The following is a 16,991-nucleotide window of genomic DNA, read 5'->3' as shown; positions in this document are numbered from 1 at the left end:
TACTTTGCTTGAGATACATATCCTATTTGCAAAATAGCTGAATAACTCGCATATTAAGTTAACTAGGGCGTGTTGACCTTTCGAGGTTAAATTTTGTTCAAAATAAAAGCCATTTATTCAAAGCGTGAGCTAAGTAGCATGGTTGTTCCATGTAAATAGCGAACAACGAATAAAAAATGGCTTTTAATTGAACCCTTCGGGCAACGTTTGTTTGTCATTTCTACTGCATTTTTGCTCATTGAGGTGGAATAACCACATAACATTCGCAATGCTTTGTATAAATACCAAACAAACAGTTGCAAAAATCATCGCGAAAGATCAACACGCCCTAATTGAATGACAATATAAATGAGACAAAAAAATGAATAATCAAATTGTTTGGGTTGACATTCCGGTAACCGATTTAGATCGCGCCATAAGCTTCTATTCAGCCTTGTTAGATGGGGAAGTGCTTAAGCAAACCTACGACCAGTTTAACTTTGGCTTATTACCACACGCTGATACCAGTGTTTCTGGATGTTTAATAGAATCACCCGCAGAACATATTAATGAATTTGGCCCGTTAATTTACTTTAATGTTGAAGGACGAATTTCCCAAGCAGTTGAAATTGCCAAAAGTTTCAATGTTGAAATTATCGAAGAAATGTTTCAAATGGGTGAACACGGCTTTCGCGCTGTATTAAAAGACACCGAAGGAAACAGAATTGCCTTACACAGTTCTATTGGCTAGAGAAAACTTAACATGACGCCTGCAGTAAAATTACTCGAAAAATTAAAAATACCTTATCAATTACATCAGTATCATCATGACGATACTGCCACTTCTTATGGACTAGAAGCTGCAGAAAAACTAGCGGTAAGCGCTGAAATGATTTTTAAAACACTGGTGGTTGAAACAGAAAACAAGACCCTTGCCGTTGCCATTGTGCCTGTTGAAAAACAGCTTAACTTAAAAAGCATCGCCAAGTCATTACCCTGTAAAAAAGTGGCGATGGCTGATCCTAAACGTGTGCAAACCACAACAGGTTATGTTTTAGGTGGCGTTAGTCCTTTTGGGCAAAAAAAACGTTTATCAACAATTTTAGATACGAGTGCAAAACAATTTGACAATATTTTTGTAAGTGGGGGGAAACGGGGCTTAGAAATCGAAATTTCACCCAAAGATTTAGTAAAAGTATTAAGTGCTAAAACCAGTGCTATCAGTAATGGATAGCACTTTTGTTTTATTTGCCGGATTATTTAATTAAAAAATGTCGGATAATTAAATGATGTTAGATAATTTGAATTTAATCGAAAACATAACCAGTTAAGGTAACGTACAAGCTAGTCATGCGGTTTTAAGATAACTTTGCCATCACTTTTATGTTTAGCATAATGATCGAGTGCCTTTGGAAAATCTTCAAAATTAACACTAGCATAAATATCTGTATGGAAAATTCCTTGTTCAAATAATTTTTGCACTTTGCGGCTTAACGAAATAACTTGCCACGGATTCGCATCACCAATGTATTTTGCTAACCAAAAGCCTTCAATTTTAATATTCCTAAAAATCACATCAGCTACCGAAAATAAACCACCAACCGGGTCAAACGTTTCGGTTAATCGACCATAAACAATGGCGGTAGAATTATTTGGCATTGCTTTTAACATTCTCGGGGTATCTTCAGCGGCAACCGCGTCGAGCAATACTGTAGCGTGCAAATCATGACAAGCTTGTTTAAGTTCTTCTTGAAAATCATCCGCAGTTGTTAACAATACTTGAGTTGCCCCTAATTTCTGCAATACTTCCACGTTACTTTCACTGCGCACCGTCGCAATGGTTTTTAGTCCGAGCATATTTGCATAACGTATAACGCCCTTACCTACCTGGCTCGCCGCTGCATTAATAACCATTGCTTTGGCTTTTAATGCAATAGCGCGGTCAACCATACACACTGAAGTACAAGGATTAACAATAATCGTCGCCGCTTGTTCATCTGATAGCGATTGACGAACAGGTAAACAAAAATTAGCTTTAGTGACGGCATATTTTGCCCAAACTCCATCTATTCCTGGCTGAGCAGAAACCGCAACCCGCTTACCAACCAACCATTTTCCGTATAGGCCAGCATTGGCATCAACAACAACACCACACCCCTCAAAACCAACATAAGCACCATTATTAGGCGCTAAACCATACTTGCCCAACAAGTACACTAAATCTGACGGATTAACAGGCGAGGCAAGCATTTTTACTAACACTTGGCCTTTTCTCAATTTAGCCACTGGTTTTTCTAACAAGGCAATACGAGCGGAAGAAGGTAAAGATTGATCGTCATTTAATACTAATGAAAATCCCGTGTTAATCGTCGGTAGTGAAGTTAATGATGACAAAATATATATACCCTAAAATAGCTAAACTCATATCTAAATTAATATCAGGCTATCAAGTCTTAATGAGGAATAAAAGCACTATTATCTGACACCCTGTAAATTTTAATAATGCAAACATTAAAACACTCTTTTTAAATAGAAGAGTCTCAATATATCAATAAGTTATATAGAACACGTAGCAAAACTTAAAAAAGCCATGTTAATCTAAGTATCAATTTAAATGGTAAAAGAGCTACGTGATGAATTATATCGACATTAATGCCCCAGCAATAAAATCTATCTCTTTAGTTGCTCATGATAATATGAAAGTTGAGCTAATCAATTGGTGCCAAAAATATCAAGACGCCCTTAAACCTCACACTTTATATGCAACCGGCACTACCGGTTTACAAATTGAAAAGCAAACTGATTTAGCCATTAATAAACTAATTAGTGGTCCTTTAGGGGGGGATCAACAGATTGGTGCTTTGATCACTGAACAGAAAATAGACATTATGATTTTCTTTTGGGATCCATTAGAAGCACAGCCCCATGATCCTGACGTTAAAGCATTACTAAGATTAGCGGCCGTATGGAATATTCCTGTTGCCTGTAATCGCGCTACCGCTGATTTACTGATCACCTCGCCTTTATTCGCTTCAAGTTATGAAAAGAAGATTCCTGATTATCAAGAATATATTGCCTCTCGAAGTTAACCAATAAACCACAATTGTATTTAAAATTAGGAGACTAGTATGTTCTCCTAATTAGCTTAGTGTCAGAGCTAAGTTTGACAAAAACCTTATTCAAGACTAAACCTATTTAGGTTACTTATACGGATTCATGTTGTCGTTAGAAGTTAGTAACAAATGGAACTTCACTTATAAGGATATTAATCATGAATAAGCAAATACTTACGTTAATTGTCATAATTTTCACTTTTACTTCTTTTCAATCAATCGCCATCAATGAGATAAAAGCAGCGCCTAACAAAGCAACTGCCAATATACTGGTGATCGATATTAACAATGCTGAGCCGAAAGACTTAGTGACTTTGAAAGGCGTAGGAATGAAAAAAGCACAAGCAATAGTCACTTACCGTCAAACCAATGGTCCTTTTGCCAATATTGAAGACTTACTGAAAGTGCAAGGCATTGGCAAACATGTATTAGCTGAAAACAAAAGTCGATTGAAACTGTGATCATGCTATTTAATCATTTCAATCTTTGAGCCATTAAGTACTAAACACATGTGTTTAGTACTTATCTAATCACTTTTATTAGACACATTTATTAGATAATAGTTATTAAAGTTCATAATCTCCCCTGTTATAATCCCCGCAAGTTTCTCGCTAAATAAAATAATTAATGAACTATATCCCATTAGATGAATTTAAATACGCATGGATCTTTCGCCATAAAAGTTTACCTATCGACAGTAAAGTATTAAACAAAATTAAGCCGATGACAGAGCAAAGAGCCATGGTTTTATGGGATAGTTTTATTAGTAAAAGTGCCGATCATCCTGATTTTTTCAAACAAGGAGATTGGGCGTTTGACAAGGAAAGTTGGCACGAATCAGGAAAATGGGAAGGTATTTGGGACAGCGATGAAACAGAACTACCTAGCGCGATTTTAGAAAATATCCAGTGGGATCCAAATACCGTTGTTTATTATTGTATTAATAGAAAACTTGTAATTGAAACCACTTGGCTTAATTTTAAAAACTGCTGGAAAAACTTTTTATTTATCGATGATGGTACCTTATTAATAGGTAAAAAACGCTCTGAAGCCATCCAATTTAGTGCTAATGGCCAATTTAAAGTGGGTAAAAAAGCTTAACGATACCAGTAAGATAATTAACGCTTTTAATAAGTTAAAATAACAGCGTTAATTTCACCCCTGAATACATTTGGCTGTCGGCTTGCCAATATTCGCCATCAATTTGACGATAACGAGCGAAGCCTTCAACAACAATGCTATCAAATTTAATCCCTAGTCCAGAGCCAATATAACCATCAATATCATTTGAGCTATCGTAATCTTGATAATAATCTGCATAACTATGGGGTTTAGTATAAGCATCGGTGGCAAGATATGTTAAAAACTCGCTGAACGTTAGATGTTGATCATACTCATCTTTATCCCGATCACTTAATACCATTTCACCAAAATCGAATCCAAGTTCTGCGTAAACAAAGACATCTGAAAAATAACCAAATTTTATCCCTAAATCCCATGCTAGATAATGATGTTCAATATTTAAATCATCTGTCACTTTTGCATTTCCCAGTGAACTGTTTATGGCAATGCCAACTGAAGAATTAGGATTAATTAACCAATACTCACTGCCAACCCCATTAATATAATCTCCATCGTTCAGTTCAGTTTTTAGAAAAAATCCGATTTCCTGATCTGTCGAAGCTGTGGCAAAATTGCAAACCATTAACAGGATCACAATAACAATACGATTAAAAAAATAAGACATTTCACTTCCAGTGATTTATAGATTTAAAGAGATAGGATTAAAAGATAAAGGGTTAAAAAAAACATAACATTAGCTATTATCGCACGATAATTAACAATAATTGAACATAACATTGTCTTTCCTTTCATAAGTTCTCAATTTATTAGGGCTTGTTTATTTATTTCACCACTAACATCGACCGATATCATCTTGATAAACTCGTGTAATACTAGATACGCTAACAAGTAAACAACCTGACGCTATATCGACTTTTTGTTTTTGCACTAACGTAAATGAGCCTAACTCAGGCGTATATAAATGGTATTCATAAGCTTTACTATCCCCTTCTGATAATCGGGTAAATAAACCGCCAAAAACCGCACCAACTATGGCACCACCGATAATATCATCACTATTACCATCAGCTTGGTCAAGTGCCCCAATGATGCTTCCGCCAACAATGCCTGACGGAACATTTGAAGCGAGCTTAACTTCTTCTCTATGACTAACTTGTGTGTAATATTTTTGAATGATTAAATTTTGATTTTCTCGATTTACACCGTTAGTACTACAACCGGTTATTAAAAAAGCAAAAAGCATATAAGGTAAAAGTTTCATGGGCTACTCATCCGTTGTTTAAACCTAATCTTAGGCGTTGTCATTAAGCTAATTATTTCAATAACGGCTGTTAGATTCAGTAACTAAGATGTAAGAAATGACAAGTCGGATGTTAAAAAGTGTAAGCAGGCAAAATCTAAAAAGGACCTTTATTATATTGCCTGCATTATGTGAGTAGTTATTTAAGCTGAAGAATGAAATTATGCTTGGCTTGTTTCTTTTTCATTCACTTCTTCAATAATTTCTTCCGTAGTATATTCAGATAAGTTTTCACCTGACAACATTACCGCAAGCCAACGACCTTCTTTTGATGTTTCCAATGCTATTTTAATGATCATAGTTAATGGCACTGAAAGTAACATACCTACGGTGCCTAATAACCAGCCCCAAAATATTAACGATAAAAATACCACTAAAGTTGATAACCCTAGGCCTTTACCTAAAAATCGCGGCTCTACCGCATTGCCCATCACAGTATTAATCACTAAGTAACCTAAACCAATAAAACCAGCTTCGGGAGCGCCAAGTTGTAATACCGCTAGCGACATAGCAGGTACAGCAGCAATGATAGAACCAATATTAGGAATATAATTCAGTAAAAAAGCTAACACGCCCCATAATAGCGGAAAATCTAACCCGAACGCCCACAGCATAATAGAAACACAAGCTCCCGTTGCAATGCTGACTAAAGTTTTGATGGCCAAATAATTATTAACCGATGATAAAAAACGATCAATTTGTCTCATACGCATTTGCGGATCATCAAAAGCTAAATGAAGCTTTTTCGGCATTGAAGATGCCTCTGACAACATAAATACCACGGTAATAATGATCAAAAATAAATTTGCCATCACATTGCCTAATCCACTTAACATATCAGCTGCCAGTCCCATAGCCGCCGCAGGGTCAACATATTCAGTGATCAATTCTGAGGAGAGTACAATGTTGTAAGTAGCAAGTTTTTCGATTACCCAGGCTAGTTGAACCGTTAACTGCGCCCGGTAAACCGGCATTAACGCGGATAACTCACTTAATGATTTTCCAACTAATCCGGCTAACGACAAGACAATAGTGACAAACATCAAAATAACCAATAACACCGCGATTCCCTTAGGCACTTTATATTTTTGTGCATTCGTGACTAACGGGTTACAAATAATTGCGATAAATGCGGAGAGCAAAAATGGTACTAAAATATTAGTTGCGGTTTTGATGCCAGCTAAAACAACAAATAATGCTGCAGTAACTAATAATGCTTTCATCACGCCATTGGTATTTTCTAGTGAAGCCATAAGAAACTTTTTATTTTTGATAATAATTAAAACTATACGGTAAAAGCGAAATGAAAAACAGTGACAATCACGGCCAGAAATTAAAAATCCCGTTAATTATTATTTAATTAACGGGATAAAATTCGATAAACTATGCCTAGTAATACAATCAAGAGTTCATTACATTGTTCTGCGGATCAAAGTAACACTCGTTAAGTTTAACAAGCGATAACAGCTAAGCATGCCAATTAAACCGACAAAGCCAGCGCCAGATAAAATTCCCACTAACCAATAAGAAAAGTGAAAACTGCCAGTCATGTCAAAGGTTTGCGTTTGTAAAAAGAAAACGCCTATCTCCATACCGATACTTGCCATCAAACCAGCAATGCCGCCTAAGGCTACAAACTCAAACAAAATGCTGTTACGTAACAATGAGCCTTTTGCCCCAAGCGTACGTAAAATAGCAAGTTCTCGTTCTCGTTCTTCCATGCTCGCTTGTACTTGAGCAACTAAAACCAAACTGCCCGCAAGTACGACTAACACTAAAATTAATTCAATAGCGATAGTGACTTGTTCAATCATTTGATTCAACTGTTTCATAATATTATCAAAATCAATCATTGAAATTGTTGGGTACTGCCCGATGAGTTGATAAAAGGCGTCTTTTTTCTCAGGCGCAACATTCCAAGCAGAAATAGACGTGGCAGGAAAGTCAGCTAATACCGATTGATTAAAGATCATAATAAAATTAAGTTGACGGGTTTTCCAATTCACTTCACGCAAACTTGTAACCGACGCGGTAATTTCACGCCCACCAATATTAAACGCTAATTCATCACCTAATTTAATATCAAGCCTTTCAGCAACACCTGACTCAACAGAGACCTGTGGCGTTTTATCGTCTTTTTGCCACCACTGGCCTTCGAGAATTTTATTTTGTTGAGGAACGTCATTTAACCAAGTTAAGCCAAGTTCACGTCCCATGCCTCTACGACCTTCTGGCTCCTTTTCTTTATTCTCCTTGTCTTTGTCTGCTTCATTTGCCAACTTATCTTCTTGATTGTCTTTAATTCGAATGGTTTGTTCACCATTGATTGACGTTAATCGGCCACGATATACCGCAAAAAAACCTCGATGTGGAATATCATTTTCTTCAGTGAACTGAGTAAGTGGCGCAATTTGTTCTTCGGTAATATTAACTAAATATTGATTCGGGGTATCTTCTGGAAACTGAGCTTGCCACTCGTCAATAATTGAGGTTTTCATCACGGTTATTAGTAATAATAATTTTATCGCGATGGTAAAACTGACTAATTGCACACTGTTTTCATTGGCCCGTCGTTTTAAATTTGCTAACGCTAAATGCCATGACTTACCCGCTTTAGTACCGACACTTCGTCCAGCATTCATTACCAAACGCCCTAAACCAAGCAAAATAATGGAAACCAATAAACCACCAGCCAATAGTGAAAAGCTCATGATGATGTCGCCACTAAACATCAATAATAAAGCTAATAATGCCACCAATGGGATTAATTGATGCCAACCAAACTGAACGTCTTTCGCCGCTGAAAAACCTCTAATCACCGAAAGTGGTGATGTATGAATCAGGGATTTTATCGGATGAATAGCAAAAGCAACCGCACATAATAAGCCAGTTACAATCGCGGTAATAAAAGGGGTAAACGTTAGCGGTGAATCATCTAATGATAAATACTCTTCAATGGCATTAGCTCCCATAAATAGTAACACGTAACCTAAAAGTAAACCTGCCGCAATACTAATGACACTTAATAAAGTCCAATGTAAGCAATACAGTTTGCGGACATGCGAGATAGAGGCACCGAGCGCTCTAAACACAGCAACAACAGATTGATGCCGCTGTCCGTATCGTCTACTTGCAACGGCAACAGCAACAGCTGCTAAAACAATACCGAGCATACTCGCTAATGATAAAAATCGTTCAGCACTACCAAGCGTGGTTGATAAACGATTTTGTGCGCGCTTAGCGTCGTACCAACGTTGAGTATCATTAACCTGAGGTTTTATCCATTCTTCGAACGTTTCTATCGCAGTTGGCTCTCCAGCAAACAAATAAGAATGCCACATTCGACTGCCTGGCTGGACAATATCGGTTGCAGGTAAATCATCAACATTCATTAAAATAGTCGGCCCTGCCACTAAAAATCGGTAAGAGCGATCAGGAATATTAGTAATAATCCCCGCAATTTTTAATGGTGCTACACCAATTTCAACCGTATCGCCGATTTCAACGCCTAGTCGACTAAGCAAACTACGTTCAACCCATAACTCGCCACGCGCTGGCCCACCAACCACTTCTTCAACGCCATTGATAGCACGTTGAATTTTTAATTCTCCACGTAATGGATAGTTAGTCGAAACAGCATCAATTTCGCTAAGCAACATATTGTCACCAAAAAAGACCATTGAATCAGTTGCCACTTTCTGAGCAACATTTAAATTCAATGATTCACTTTTGGTAATAAATTTGTCATCAATAGGGCCATTTCCCCCAAAAACACGATCGGCTGCGATGGTATTGGTACTATTTGCCACGATAGCGTGTTTTATTTGCCCTGAAAATCCGGTTAATGAAAAGACAGTTGCAACCGCTAAGACAATAGCTAAAAAGATAATGGTTAATTCGCCACGACGAAGTTCATGATCGAGTAAACGTAGCGACTGTTTGTACCAAATGTTATTTGAACTTGTCATAATTAACCTACATTTGCGACAGTTGAATTTTCATTACTAACATAAACACTGTTTTCTGACGCTTGGGTAAGTACACCACTGTCCATTTCTACTTGTCGCTGACAACGTGCAGCTAATTTAGGATCATGAGTAACTAGCACTAAAGTAGTTCCTAATTGCTCATTTAAATCAAACAACAACTCAGTAATATGTAGGCCTGTTTTAGTATCTAGATTTCCTGTTGGTTCATCGGCAAATAAAATATCTGGTTCGCCGATAAACGCTCGAGCGATAGCCACTCTTTGCTGCTCACCACCAGAAAGTTGAGACGGATAATGATCAAGTCTATCTCCTAAGCCAACTTTCTCTAATAACGCTTTCCCACGTTGTTCTGCTTCATCAATATTGGCTAATTCCGCAGGTAACATCACATTTTCAAGGGCGGTTAAACTGTTTATCAATAAGAATTGTTGAAAGATAAAACCCACATGATTGGCTCGCACTTGGCTACGTTGTTCTTCATTAAGCTGGTGTAATGCATGGTTTTTAAGATAAACTTCCCCTGACGTTGGTAAATCAAGTCCTGCTAAAATAGATAACAAGGTTGTTTTTCCTGATCCTGATGAACCAACAATCGCGATGGTTTCGCCATTGTTTACCGTTAAATCTGTCGGCTGTAATAACGCCAGGGTTTTATCTTCTAACTGAACTGATTTGGTAAGAGAACTAACTTTTAATATGCTTTCAGCTTCTACTTCGGAATGGACCTTCATGAAAAAATACTCATCTATTGCTTTATTTCTTTTTATCTATTTAACCTTAATGACCACCAGTTGGGCAACTAGTTCTATCCTATTATTTGGAGATAGTGTCAGTGCAGGCTATGGAATGGAGCAAAAACAAGGCTGGGTACATCTGTTAAATGAACAATTAATCGCTAAAAAATCACCTTACAGAATTATAAATGCTAGTGTTAGTGGTGAGACGACAGCCGGCGGTTTATCTCGACTTGAAGGGGTATTAAAAGACAATAAAGTCGACCATTTGATTATTGAGTTAGGGGGAAATGATGGCTTACGCGGTTACCCACCTAAATCAATTAAAAAAAATTTGTTACAAATGATAAACATAGCCAAACAAAAAAACATTCCTGTTAGTTTAATGAAGATTAAAATTACACCAAATTATGGAGTAAGGTATTTAAAAATGTTTGAAGCAGTATTTGATGAAGTAGCTAAAGAAACTAATAGCACATTATTGCCCTTTTTTATGGAACAAGTTGCGTTAGATCCAGACTTAATGCAACAAGATGGCATCCACCCCAATATTAAAGCACAACCTTTAATTGCAAACTATGTTGAAAAACAATTAACTCATTTAATGGAATAGGTTTAGTTACACATGGAATTTATTTGGATTTTATTTGCCTTCGCTTGTGGGTTTATAGCAAAACTAGTGAGTTTACCTCCTTCAATTGGCTATTTACTGGCTGGCTTTATTTTGAACTTTTTAGGATTTCAAGCCGATAATTTAGTGTTAGAACTTGCCAATATTGGCATCACTTTAATGTTATTTACCATAGGGTTAAAATTAAATATTTCAGATCTAGCTAAAAAAGAAGTTTGGGCAGGAAGTATTTCACATTCACTGATTTGGCTAATTGCCGGCTGCTTGTTTTTAAAAGTGTTAGCCTTCACCACCATCCCGTTTATTTCATCACTTACTTATCAATCGTCAGCTTTGATCATTTTCGCACTATCGTTTAGTAGTACGGTTTGTGTGGTGAAATTATTAGAAGATCATGGCGAAATGAAAACACGCCACGGTAAACTCGCGGTTGGTATATTGGTTATGCAAGATATTTTTGCCGTAATATTCCTTGTTGCTGCAACCGGAAAAACGCCATCAGTTTGGGCGGTATCATTATTACTACTTATCCCATTAAAACCACTTTTATCTAAACTGATCGATAAAGTTGGTCATGGTGAATTAATCCCACTTATGGGGTTTTTCTTAGCGTTTGGCGCTTATGAGTTATTTGAACTAGTCAGCGTTAAAGGGGATTTAGGTGCTTTATTAGCAGGTATGTATTTAGCCAGTCACACTAAAGCCACCGAAATCAATAAATCTTTACTAAGTTTTAAAGATATTTTTCTAATAGGATTCTTTTTATCCATTGGTTTTGCAGCCTTACCTACCTGGGAAATGTTGGGTATTGCGCTATTACTTACCCTTACGCTGCCTTTTAAATTCATCTTGTTCTTTTATTCATTTAACCTCTTTAGATTAAGAGCGAGAACTTCATTTTTAAGTGCCTTAGCGTTAACAAATTTTAGTGAGTTTGGTTTAATTGTTGCCGCAATAAGCACAAAAGCTAACTGGTTAGATAAAGAATGGTTAGTGATATTGTCATTAGCGGTTTCAATTTCTTTTATCATTACCAATGTTTTATATAACTATGCTCATGATTTTTACGCACAATATAAGTCTTTATTTAATCGTTTTCAGCACCCAGAGAAATTACCCGAAGATAGTTTTGTTCAGCCCTGTGACGCTCCTGTTGTTATTATCGGTATGGGACGAGTTGGTATGGGGGCTTATAAGGCGCTTGAAATGCAAACCCCGAACCAAGCTTGGGGTTTAGATACAGATAAAACGAAACTTGCTTTATTACACGACATGAATATTCGTGCTTATCAAGGGGACGCTGAAGATGCCGACTTCTGGGAAAACATCGATTTAGATCAAATAAAGTTAGTGCTACTTGCACTGCCATCAGTACAAGACATTATGAATATTACCTCTCAACTAAAACATGCTAAATTTAAAGGTAAGATTGCTGCCATTGCACGATACGACGATGAACGAGAAGCCTTGGAAACATTTGGTGTAGATAAAGTATTTAACTTTTACAGTGAAGCGGGTGTAGGTTTTGCTGAAGAAAGTATTAATTTAGTGAAAGGACAATTAACTTAAGCGTTGTTTTACAATTCTTTAAATTTACTGTACTAAACGCTAAGCTTTACTATTTAACGGTAGTAATAGTAAAGCTTATCGAATTGCTGTTAGGTTCAGCTAAAAAATTAAAACAAAAAAGCCGACATTACGTCGGCTTGTTTGTACTTTAAAAGTGGCATCCCTAAGGGGATTCGAACCCCTGTTACCGCCGTGAAAGGGCGGTGTCCTAGGCCTCTAGACGATAGGGACGCAAAACTTGCTTATCGAAATATTTCGATAGTTTTGCCTAAGACGTTAGAAAACATCTTTCCTAAGTGGTCTTAAGCAAAGCAAATCTTTTGAAAAGGTTACCCTTTCCAACTAATTATTCAAAATAATCATTTAAAACAATTAGCGTCAAACGTTTTTCGATTTTTCAATCAAGGTATAAAGTAAGACCTAGATTACTTTACCCTTCACTATCACTCTACGACAAACGTAAAATAACAGCTAAATGTGGCATCCCTAAGGGGATTCGAACCCCTGTTACCGCCGTGAAAGGGCGGTGTCCTAGGCCTCTAGACGATAGGGACGCAAAACTTGCTTATCGAAATATTTCGATAGTTTTGCCTAATACGATAGAAAACATCTTTCCTAAGTGGTCTTAAGCAAAGCAAATCTTTTGAAAAGGTTACCCTTTCCAACTAATTATTCAAAATAATCATTTAAAACAATTAGCGTCAAACGTTTTTCGATTTTTCAATCAAGGTATAAAGTAAGACCTAGATTACTTTACCCTTCACTATCACTCTACGACAAACGTAAAATAACAGCTAAATGTGGCATCCCTAAGGGGATTCGAACCCCTGTTACCGCCGTGAAAGGGCGGTGTCCTAGGCCTCTAGACGATAGGGACGCAAAACTTGCTTATCGAAATATTTCGATAGTTTTGCCTAAAACGTTAGAATAAACATATCCTAAGTGGTTCTATGCAAAGCAAATCTTTTGAAAAGGTTACCCTTTCCAACTAATTATTCAAAATAATCATTTAAAACAATTAGCGTCAAACGTTTTTCGATTTTTCAATCAAGGTATAAAGTAAGACCTAGATTACTTTACCCTTCACTATCACTCTACGACAAACGTAAAACAACAGCTAAATGTGGCATCCCTAAGGGGATTCGAACCCCTGTTACCGCCGTGAAAGGGCGGTGTCCTAGGCCTCTAGACGATAGGGACACAAATTAGTTAATCAATATTTTATAACTGAATTAACCAATAAAACTATCTAAGAAATGTTATCAAACACCTCTATAAAATATGGTGGAGCTATGCGGGATCGAACCGCAGACCTCTTCGCTGCCAGCGAAGCGCTCTCCCAGCTGAGCTATAGCCCCGCTTGACTGAAATATTGGTGGCCTAGTACCTTTATTTCAGAATTCGAAAAGTGTACTGCTACTCATCGAAAGCGAGGCGCATTCTAAGCAGCAGCCCTTTCACTGTCAACCCTTATTTTAGATAAAAGGCTATTTTTTTAAAGACAGTTAACTAAGTGATTATATAAACGACAACTTGACTATTTTTTGTATATTCAAGTGTTTAATCGCAATGTTTTTCTTAATGATTTAAATATGTAGGTGAAATTCATTAATCATTACACTTTTTACAATAGATAATGATAGTTTAAAAATATTTTTTATACAGCAAAACCTCGCTTCATGCATAGCCTAATAAGCCTTTTACTTTATTTTCATGATAAAAAGCGGTAAAGTTAATGTTATCTCTCTGTTATAAAAATAATATATGCAATTAAAAAATATCAAAGTTGTAGCCATTGGCGGAGGTCACGGCTTAGGTCGTGTATTATCGACACTTTCATTTTTGGAAAAACAACTCACTGGTATTGTAACGACAACGGACAACGGCGGCTCTACTGGAAGATTAAGAAAACGCAGTAGTACCATAGCTTGGGGAGATTTACGAAACTGTTTAACCCAATTGGTAGATCAAGACTCAATTGGAAGCCAGCTTTTCGATTTTCGTTTCGACGGTGGAGATGAATTAGGCGGGCATAATTTAGGAAACCTTATTTTATTTGCTTTAGGCCAAATTCAGTCTCGTCCTCTTGACTCGATCAAATTAGTTCGTCGACTACTAAGAGTTAAAACGCCTGTTTTACCTATGTCAGAAACGCCCACGGATCTAATGGCTTTCTATCCTGAAGGTCGATGCCGAGTTGGTGAATTATCGGTAGACGAAATGCCAGTAATGCCAAAAAACCTGATGTTAGCTCCGTTAGTTAAAACCTTATCTCATTGCAATGAAGCGTTAGCTAACGCTGATTTAATTATTTTAGGCCCTGGTAGTTTTCTTACCAGTGTTGTGCCGCCGTTATTAGTCAGAGATATTGTTAATGGTATTAACAATAGTAAAGCGCATTGTGTGTTTATCGAAAATATCGTGCCAGAAAAAAGCCCTTCTTCAAAGCTTAGCTTAGATGAAAAATTATTATGGATAAAAGAGAATATCGGCTGTTTACCTATCGATAGTGTTATCGCCAATGGTAATGAGGTTAAATCAGATATTTTACCGGTATTAAATTGTGATCTAGCTAATCAGAATATTGAGCACTATCACGATAGAGCAAAATTAATAACCGCATTAGAACAATGTGTGGCAAATATCCAAGAGAAGCCGATACCGCTTGATCATAAATCAGTTAACGACTTTTCAAAGATAGTTAATTCTTAACAATTCCTACTAATTAATACGCCACATCGATATTTACTTTGAGCGTTCATCTTCGCTTATTCTACTAGCGACGGCGCCCATCTGACCTTTATATTTAGCATCTAACCTCTTGTTATATGGTCTTTGTGCGCTGCCAGACATAGTTTCAAAATTTAGTGCGGCAATTTTCATTTTTGGACGAAGCGCTAATGGTAATTTACCACTGTTATAAAATTCCAAAACAATTTGCCCAGACCAACCTGGATCAATGCGATGTGCCGTTACATGTACCATTAAGCCAAGACGCGCTAATGAAGAACGACCATCTAACCAACCGACGATATCGTCGGGCAAAGTAACAGATTCATAAGTTACCGCTAATGCTAATTCGCCTGGATGTAAGAAAAAAGCCTCTCCATCTGGAATGACAATTTCATCACTCATCACAGAATTCATCGCTTTTTGCATTTCTTCTTTCGGGCCACTTAAATCGATATAAGGTGCGGTATGATCTTGAAAAACACGAAACTCATGACCAAGCCTGATATCAACACTCACCCCTGAAATCATTGTTTCATCGGGTTTAGGCGAGATAACAATTCGTTCTTGTTCAATTAATTTTTCTATGTCGTTATCACAAAGTCTCATGGCTGTTTTTCACTTATTGCTCTATTAAATGACGAATCGATTAAGGCTAATCAATTTGTGTAAAAAGTATTTCGCTCGTTTGAGGGCTACGAACATCAAACTGATAAAATAAATCAGCGGCTATTTTGGCGGCTATTCTACGGTATTGTATAGCAATATCACCAGTGCTATTTTCAAGCAATGCCGATCTACCACTATCGGCATGCTGACATATCGAGATATCTAACGGTAATTGACCTAATAACTGAGTATTAAACTCCTCGCTTAATCGCTCACCACCGCCACTGCCAAATAAATGTGATTTTTCTCCACAGTTTTCACACAGGTGATAACTCATATTTTCTATCACCCCTAACACGGGAACATTCACTTTGTTAAACATCGCAATACCTTTTGCTGCATCGTCTAAAGCGATATCTTGAGGCGTTGTTATAATAACCGCCGCAGCAACGGGTACTTGTTGAGCCAAAGTTAATTGAATATCGCCAGTACCTGGTGGCATATCTATCAGTAAATAATCAATATTTTGCCATGCACATTCATTTAAAAGTTGTCCAAACGCCCTACTCGCCATAGGACCTCGCCATATCGTGGCGTCGGCTTTATCCACCAAAAAGCCAATGGAAATAGCCGATAAATCATTTACTTCAATGGGAGACATTAATTTGCCATCATTTGAAGTGACTTTTTCATTTTCTATCCCGAGCATTTTAGGAATAGACGGCCCGTAAATATCGGCATCTAAAATACCTACTCTTGCTCCTAGCGCTTGTAAAGCATAGGCAAGATTAACTGTCGTCGTTGATTTACCAACACCCCCTTTACCAGATGAAACGGCAATAATATTTTTAATACCGGGGATTTGATGTTTTTTAATTTTAATAACATCAAGTTGGCCATCAACAATGATTGATATTTGATGCGTTTCAAGCAACTTTTCAGCAAAATGTTGTAATTCATCTTCACAAGCAAATGGGACTTTCAATGTTAGCGTTATATGACCATCAATCAGGGCTAATTGCTCTAATTGACAAATCGTTGAAATTCCGTTGGGGAAAAAATCACTTTTATATTCTTGATAAAATTTTTCAATGACTAATTGCTGTTCTTTAGGGACTGATTTTGAAGAAAATAATTTAGAAAACATAAGATAAAAACTTATTTTTGAAAAATATAAGAATATATATCGATATTTGCTATTAAATGCCGATAATTCTTAATGAAAAATGTTGATAAATTCTGTACCATTCCCCC

At 36.9% G+C, this 16,991-nt stretch carries 16 protein-coding genes and 5 tRNA genes; 8 read left to right on the top strand and 13 right to left on the bottom strand.

The window, feature by feature from the left end; translation table 11 throughout:
* Positions 1-361: 361 nt before the first annotated feature.
* Entirely contained in the window at positions 362-730 is a 369-nt protein-coding gene (locus tag Q4493_RS13935) for a VOC family protein (protein ID WP_303453773.1), read from the top strand.
* Positions 731-742: 12 nt separating this feature from the next.
* On the top strand, positions 743-1,213 hold the full coding sequence (gene ybaK / locus Q4493_RS13930) for a Cys-tRNA(Pro) deacylase (RefSeq protein ID WP_303453770.1): 471 nt from the start codon (positions 743-745) through the stop codon (positions 1,211-1,213).
* A gap of 110 nt (positions 1,214-1,323) precedes the next feature.
* On the opposite strand, the gene Q4493_RS13925 is transcribed toward ybaK, so the two are convergent.
* Positions 1,324-2,373 (bottom strand): zinc-binding dehydrogenase, encoded by a 1,050-nt coding sequence (locus tag Q4493_RS13925; RefSeq protein WP_303453768.1) that lies wholly within the window; start codon positions 2,371-2,373, stop codon positions 1,324-1,326.
* A gap of 239 nt (positions 2,374-2,612) precedes the next feature.
* On the opposite strand from Q4493_RS13925, the gene Q4493_RS13920 reads away from it, so the two are divergent.
* The 3 genes from Q4493_RS13920 to Q4493_RS13910 all read left to right on the top strand — a co-directional run bounded on the left by Q4493_RS13920 (position 2,613) and on the right by Q4493_RS13910 (position 4,193).
* Entirely contained in the window at positions 2,613-3,068 is a 456-nt protein-coding gene (locus tag Q4493_RS13920; protein ID WP_303453862.1) for a methylglyoxal synthase, read from the top strand.
* A gap of 182 nt (positions 3,069-3,250) precedes the next feature.
* Complete coding sequence (locus tag Q4493_RS13915; protein WP_303453766.1) at positions 3,251-3,553, top strand: helix-hairpin-helix domain-containing protein; 303 nt, start codon at positions 3,251-3,253, stop codon at positions 3,551-3,553.
* A gap of 166 nt (positions 3,554-3,719) precedes the next feature.
* Positions 3,720-4,193, top strand: a complete 474-nt coding sequence (locus tag Q4493_RS13910; RefSeq protein WP_303453764.1) for a DUF2947 family protein — start codon at positions 3,720-3,722, stop codon at positions 4,191-4,193.
* 34 nt (positions 4,194-4,227) lie between these two features.
* Here the strand turns inward: Q4493_RS13910 and Q4493_RS13905 are convergent, their stop codons facing one another.
* The 5 genes from Q4493_RS13905 to Q4493_RS13885 all read right to left on the bottom strand — a co-directional run bounded on the left by Q4493_RS13905 (position 4,228) and on the right by Q4493_RS13885 (position 10,195).
* Positions 4,228-4,839, bottom strand: coding sequence for a hypothetical protein (locus tag Q4493_RS13905; protein WP_303453762.1), 612 nt, complete (start codon positions 4,837-4,839; stop codon positions 4,228-4,230).
* Between the two features lie 168 nt (positions 4,840-5,007).
* Positions 5,008-5,436: a hypothetical protein gene (locus Q4493_RS13900; protein ID WP_303453759.1), complete on the bottom strand. Its 429-nt coding sequence runs from the start codon at positions 5,434-5,436 to the stop codon at positions 5,008-5,010.
* A gap of 200 nt (positions 5,437-5,636) precedes the next feature.
* Positions 5,637-6,728 carry an AI-2E family transporter gene (locus Q4493_RS13895; protein WP_303453756.1) on the bottom strand — a complete coding sequence of 364 codons (1,092 nt, stop codon included), beginning with the start codon at positions 6,726-6,728 and terminating at the stop codon, positions 5,637-5,639.
* A 159-nt stretch (positions 6,729-6,887) separates the two neighbouring features.
* Positions 6,888-9,443, bottom strand: coding sequence for an ABC transporter permease (locus Q4493_RS13890; protein WP_303453751.1), 2,556 nt, complete (start codon positions 9,441-9,443; stop codon positions 6,888-6,890).
* 2 nt (positions 9,444-9,445) lie between these two features.
* Positions 9,446-10,195, bottom strand: coding sequence for an ABC transporter ATP-binding protein (locus tag Q4493_RS13885; protein ID WP_303453749.1), 750 nt, complete (start codon positions 10,193-10,195; stop codon positions 9,446-9,448).
* Between Q4493_RS13885 and Q4493_RS13880 the strand changes: the two genes are divergently transcribed.
* Positions 10,194-10,811, top strand: coding sequence for an arylesterase (locus Q4493_RS13880; protein WP_303453745.1), 618 nt, complete (start codon positions 10,194-10,196; stop codon positions 10,809-10,811). The genes Q4493_RS13885 and Q4493_RS13880 overlap by 2 nt on opposite strands.
* A 12-nt stretch (positions 10,812-10,823) precedes the next feature.
* On the top strand, positions 10,824-12,398 hold the full coding sequence (locus tag Q4493_RS13875) for a cation:proton antiporter family protein (protein ID WP_303453743.1): 1,575 nt from the start codon (positions 10,824-10,826) through the stop codon (positions 12,396-12,398).
* A gap of 155 nt (positions 12,399-12,553) precedes the next feature.
* Here Q4493_RS13875 and Q4493_RS13870 read toward each other — a convergent pair.
* The 5 genes from Q4493_RS13870 to Q4493_RS13850 form a co-directional block, all read right to left on the bottom strand.
* Positions 12,554-12,629 (bottom strand) — tRNA-Glu (locus Q4493_RS13870).
* Between the two features lie 247 nt (positions 12,630-12,876).
* Positions 12,877-12,952: transfer RNA gene (locus Q4493_RS13865), tRNA-Glu, on the bottom strand.
* Between the two features lie 247 nt (positions 12,953-13,199).
* Positions 13,200-13,275, bottom strand: a tRNA-Glu gene (locus Q4493_RS13860).
* A 247-nt stretch (positions 13,276-13,522) separates the two neighbouring features.
* Positions 13,523-13,598 (bottom strand) — tRNA-Glu (locus tag Q4493_RS13855).
* Positions 13,599-13,680: 82 nt separating this feature from the next.
* Positions 13,681-13,756 (bottom strand) — tRNA-Ala (locus Q4493_RS13850).
* Positions 13,757-14,162: 406 nt separating this feature from the next.
* On the opposite strand from Q4493_RS13850, the gene yvcK reads away from it, so the two are divergent.
* Complete coding sequence (gene yvcK, locus Q4493_RS13845; protein WP_303453740.1) at positions 14,163-15,110, top strand: uridine diphosphate-N-acetylglucosamine-binding protein YvcK; 948 nt, start codon at positions 14,163-14,165, stop codon at positions 15,108-15,110.
* A 33-nt stretch (positions 15,111-15,143) separates the two neighbouring features.
* Here yvcK and dcd read toward each other — a convergent pair whose 3' ends face one another.
* Both dcd and apbC read right to left on the bottom strand, forming a co-directional pair.
* Positions 15,144-15,737, bottom strand: a complete 594-nt coding sequence (gene dcd, locus Q4493_RS13840) for a dCTP deaminase (protein WP_303453737.1) — start codon at positions 15,735-15,737, stop codon at positions 15,144-15,146.
* Positions 15,738-15,783: 46 nt separating this feature from the next.
* Positions 15,784-16,884, bottom strand: coding sequence for an iron-sulfur cluster carrier protein ApbC (apbC, locus tag Q4493_RS13835; protein ID WP_303453733.1), 1,101 nt, complete (start codon positions 16,882-16,884; stop codon positions 15,784-15,786).
* Between the last annotated feature and the right edge of the window lie 107 nt (positions 16,885-16,991).

The sequence above is a fragment of the Colwellia sp. 1_MG-2023 genome, assembly GCF_030546755.1.
GTDB lineage: Bacteria > Pseudomonadota > Gammaproteobacteria > Enterobacterales > Alteromonadaceae > Thalassotalea_H.
This window is presented reverse-complemented; position numbering and strand designations above follow the sequence as displayed.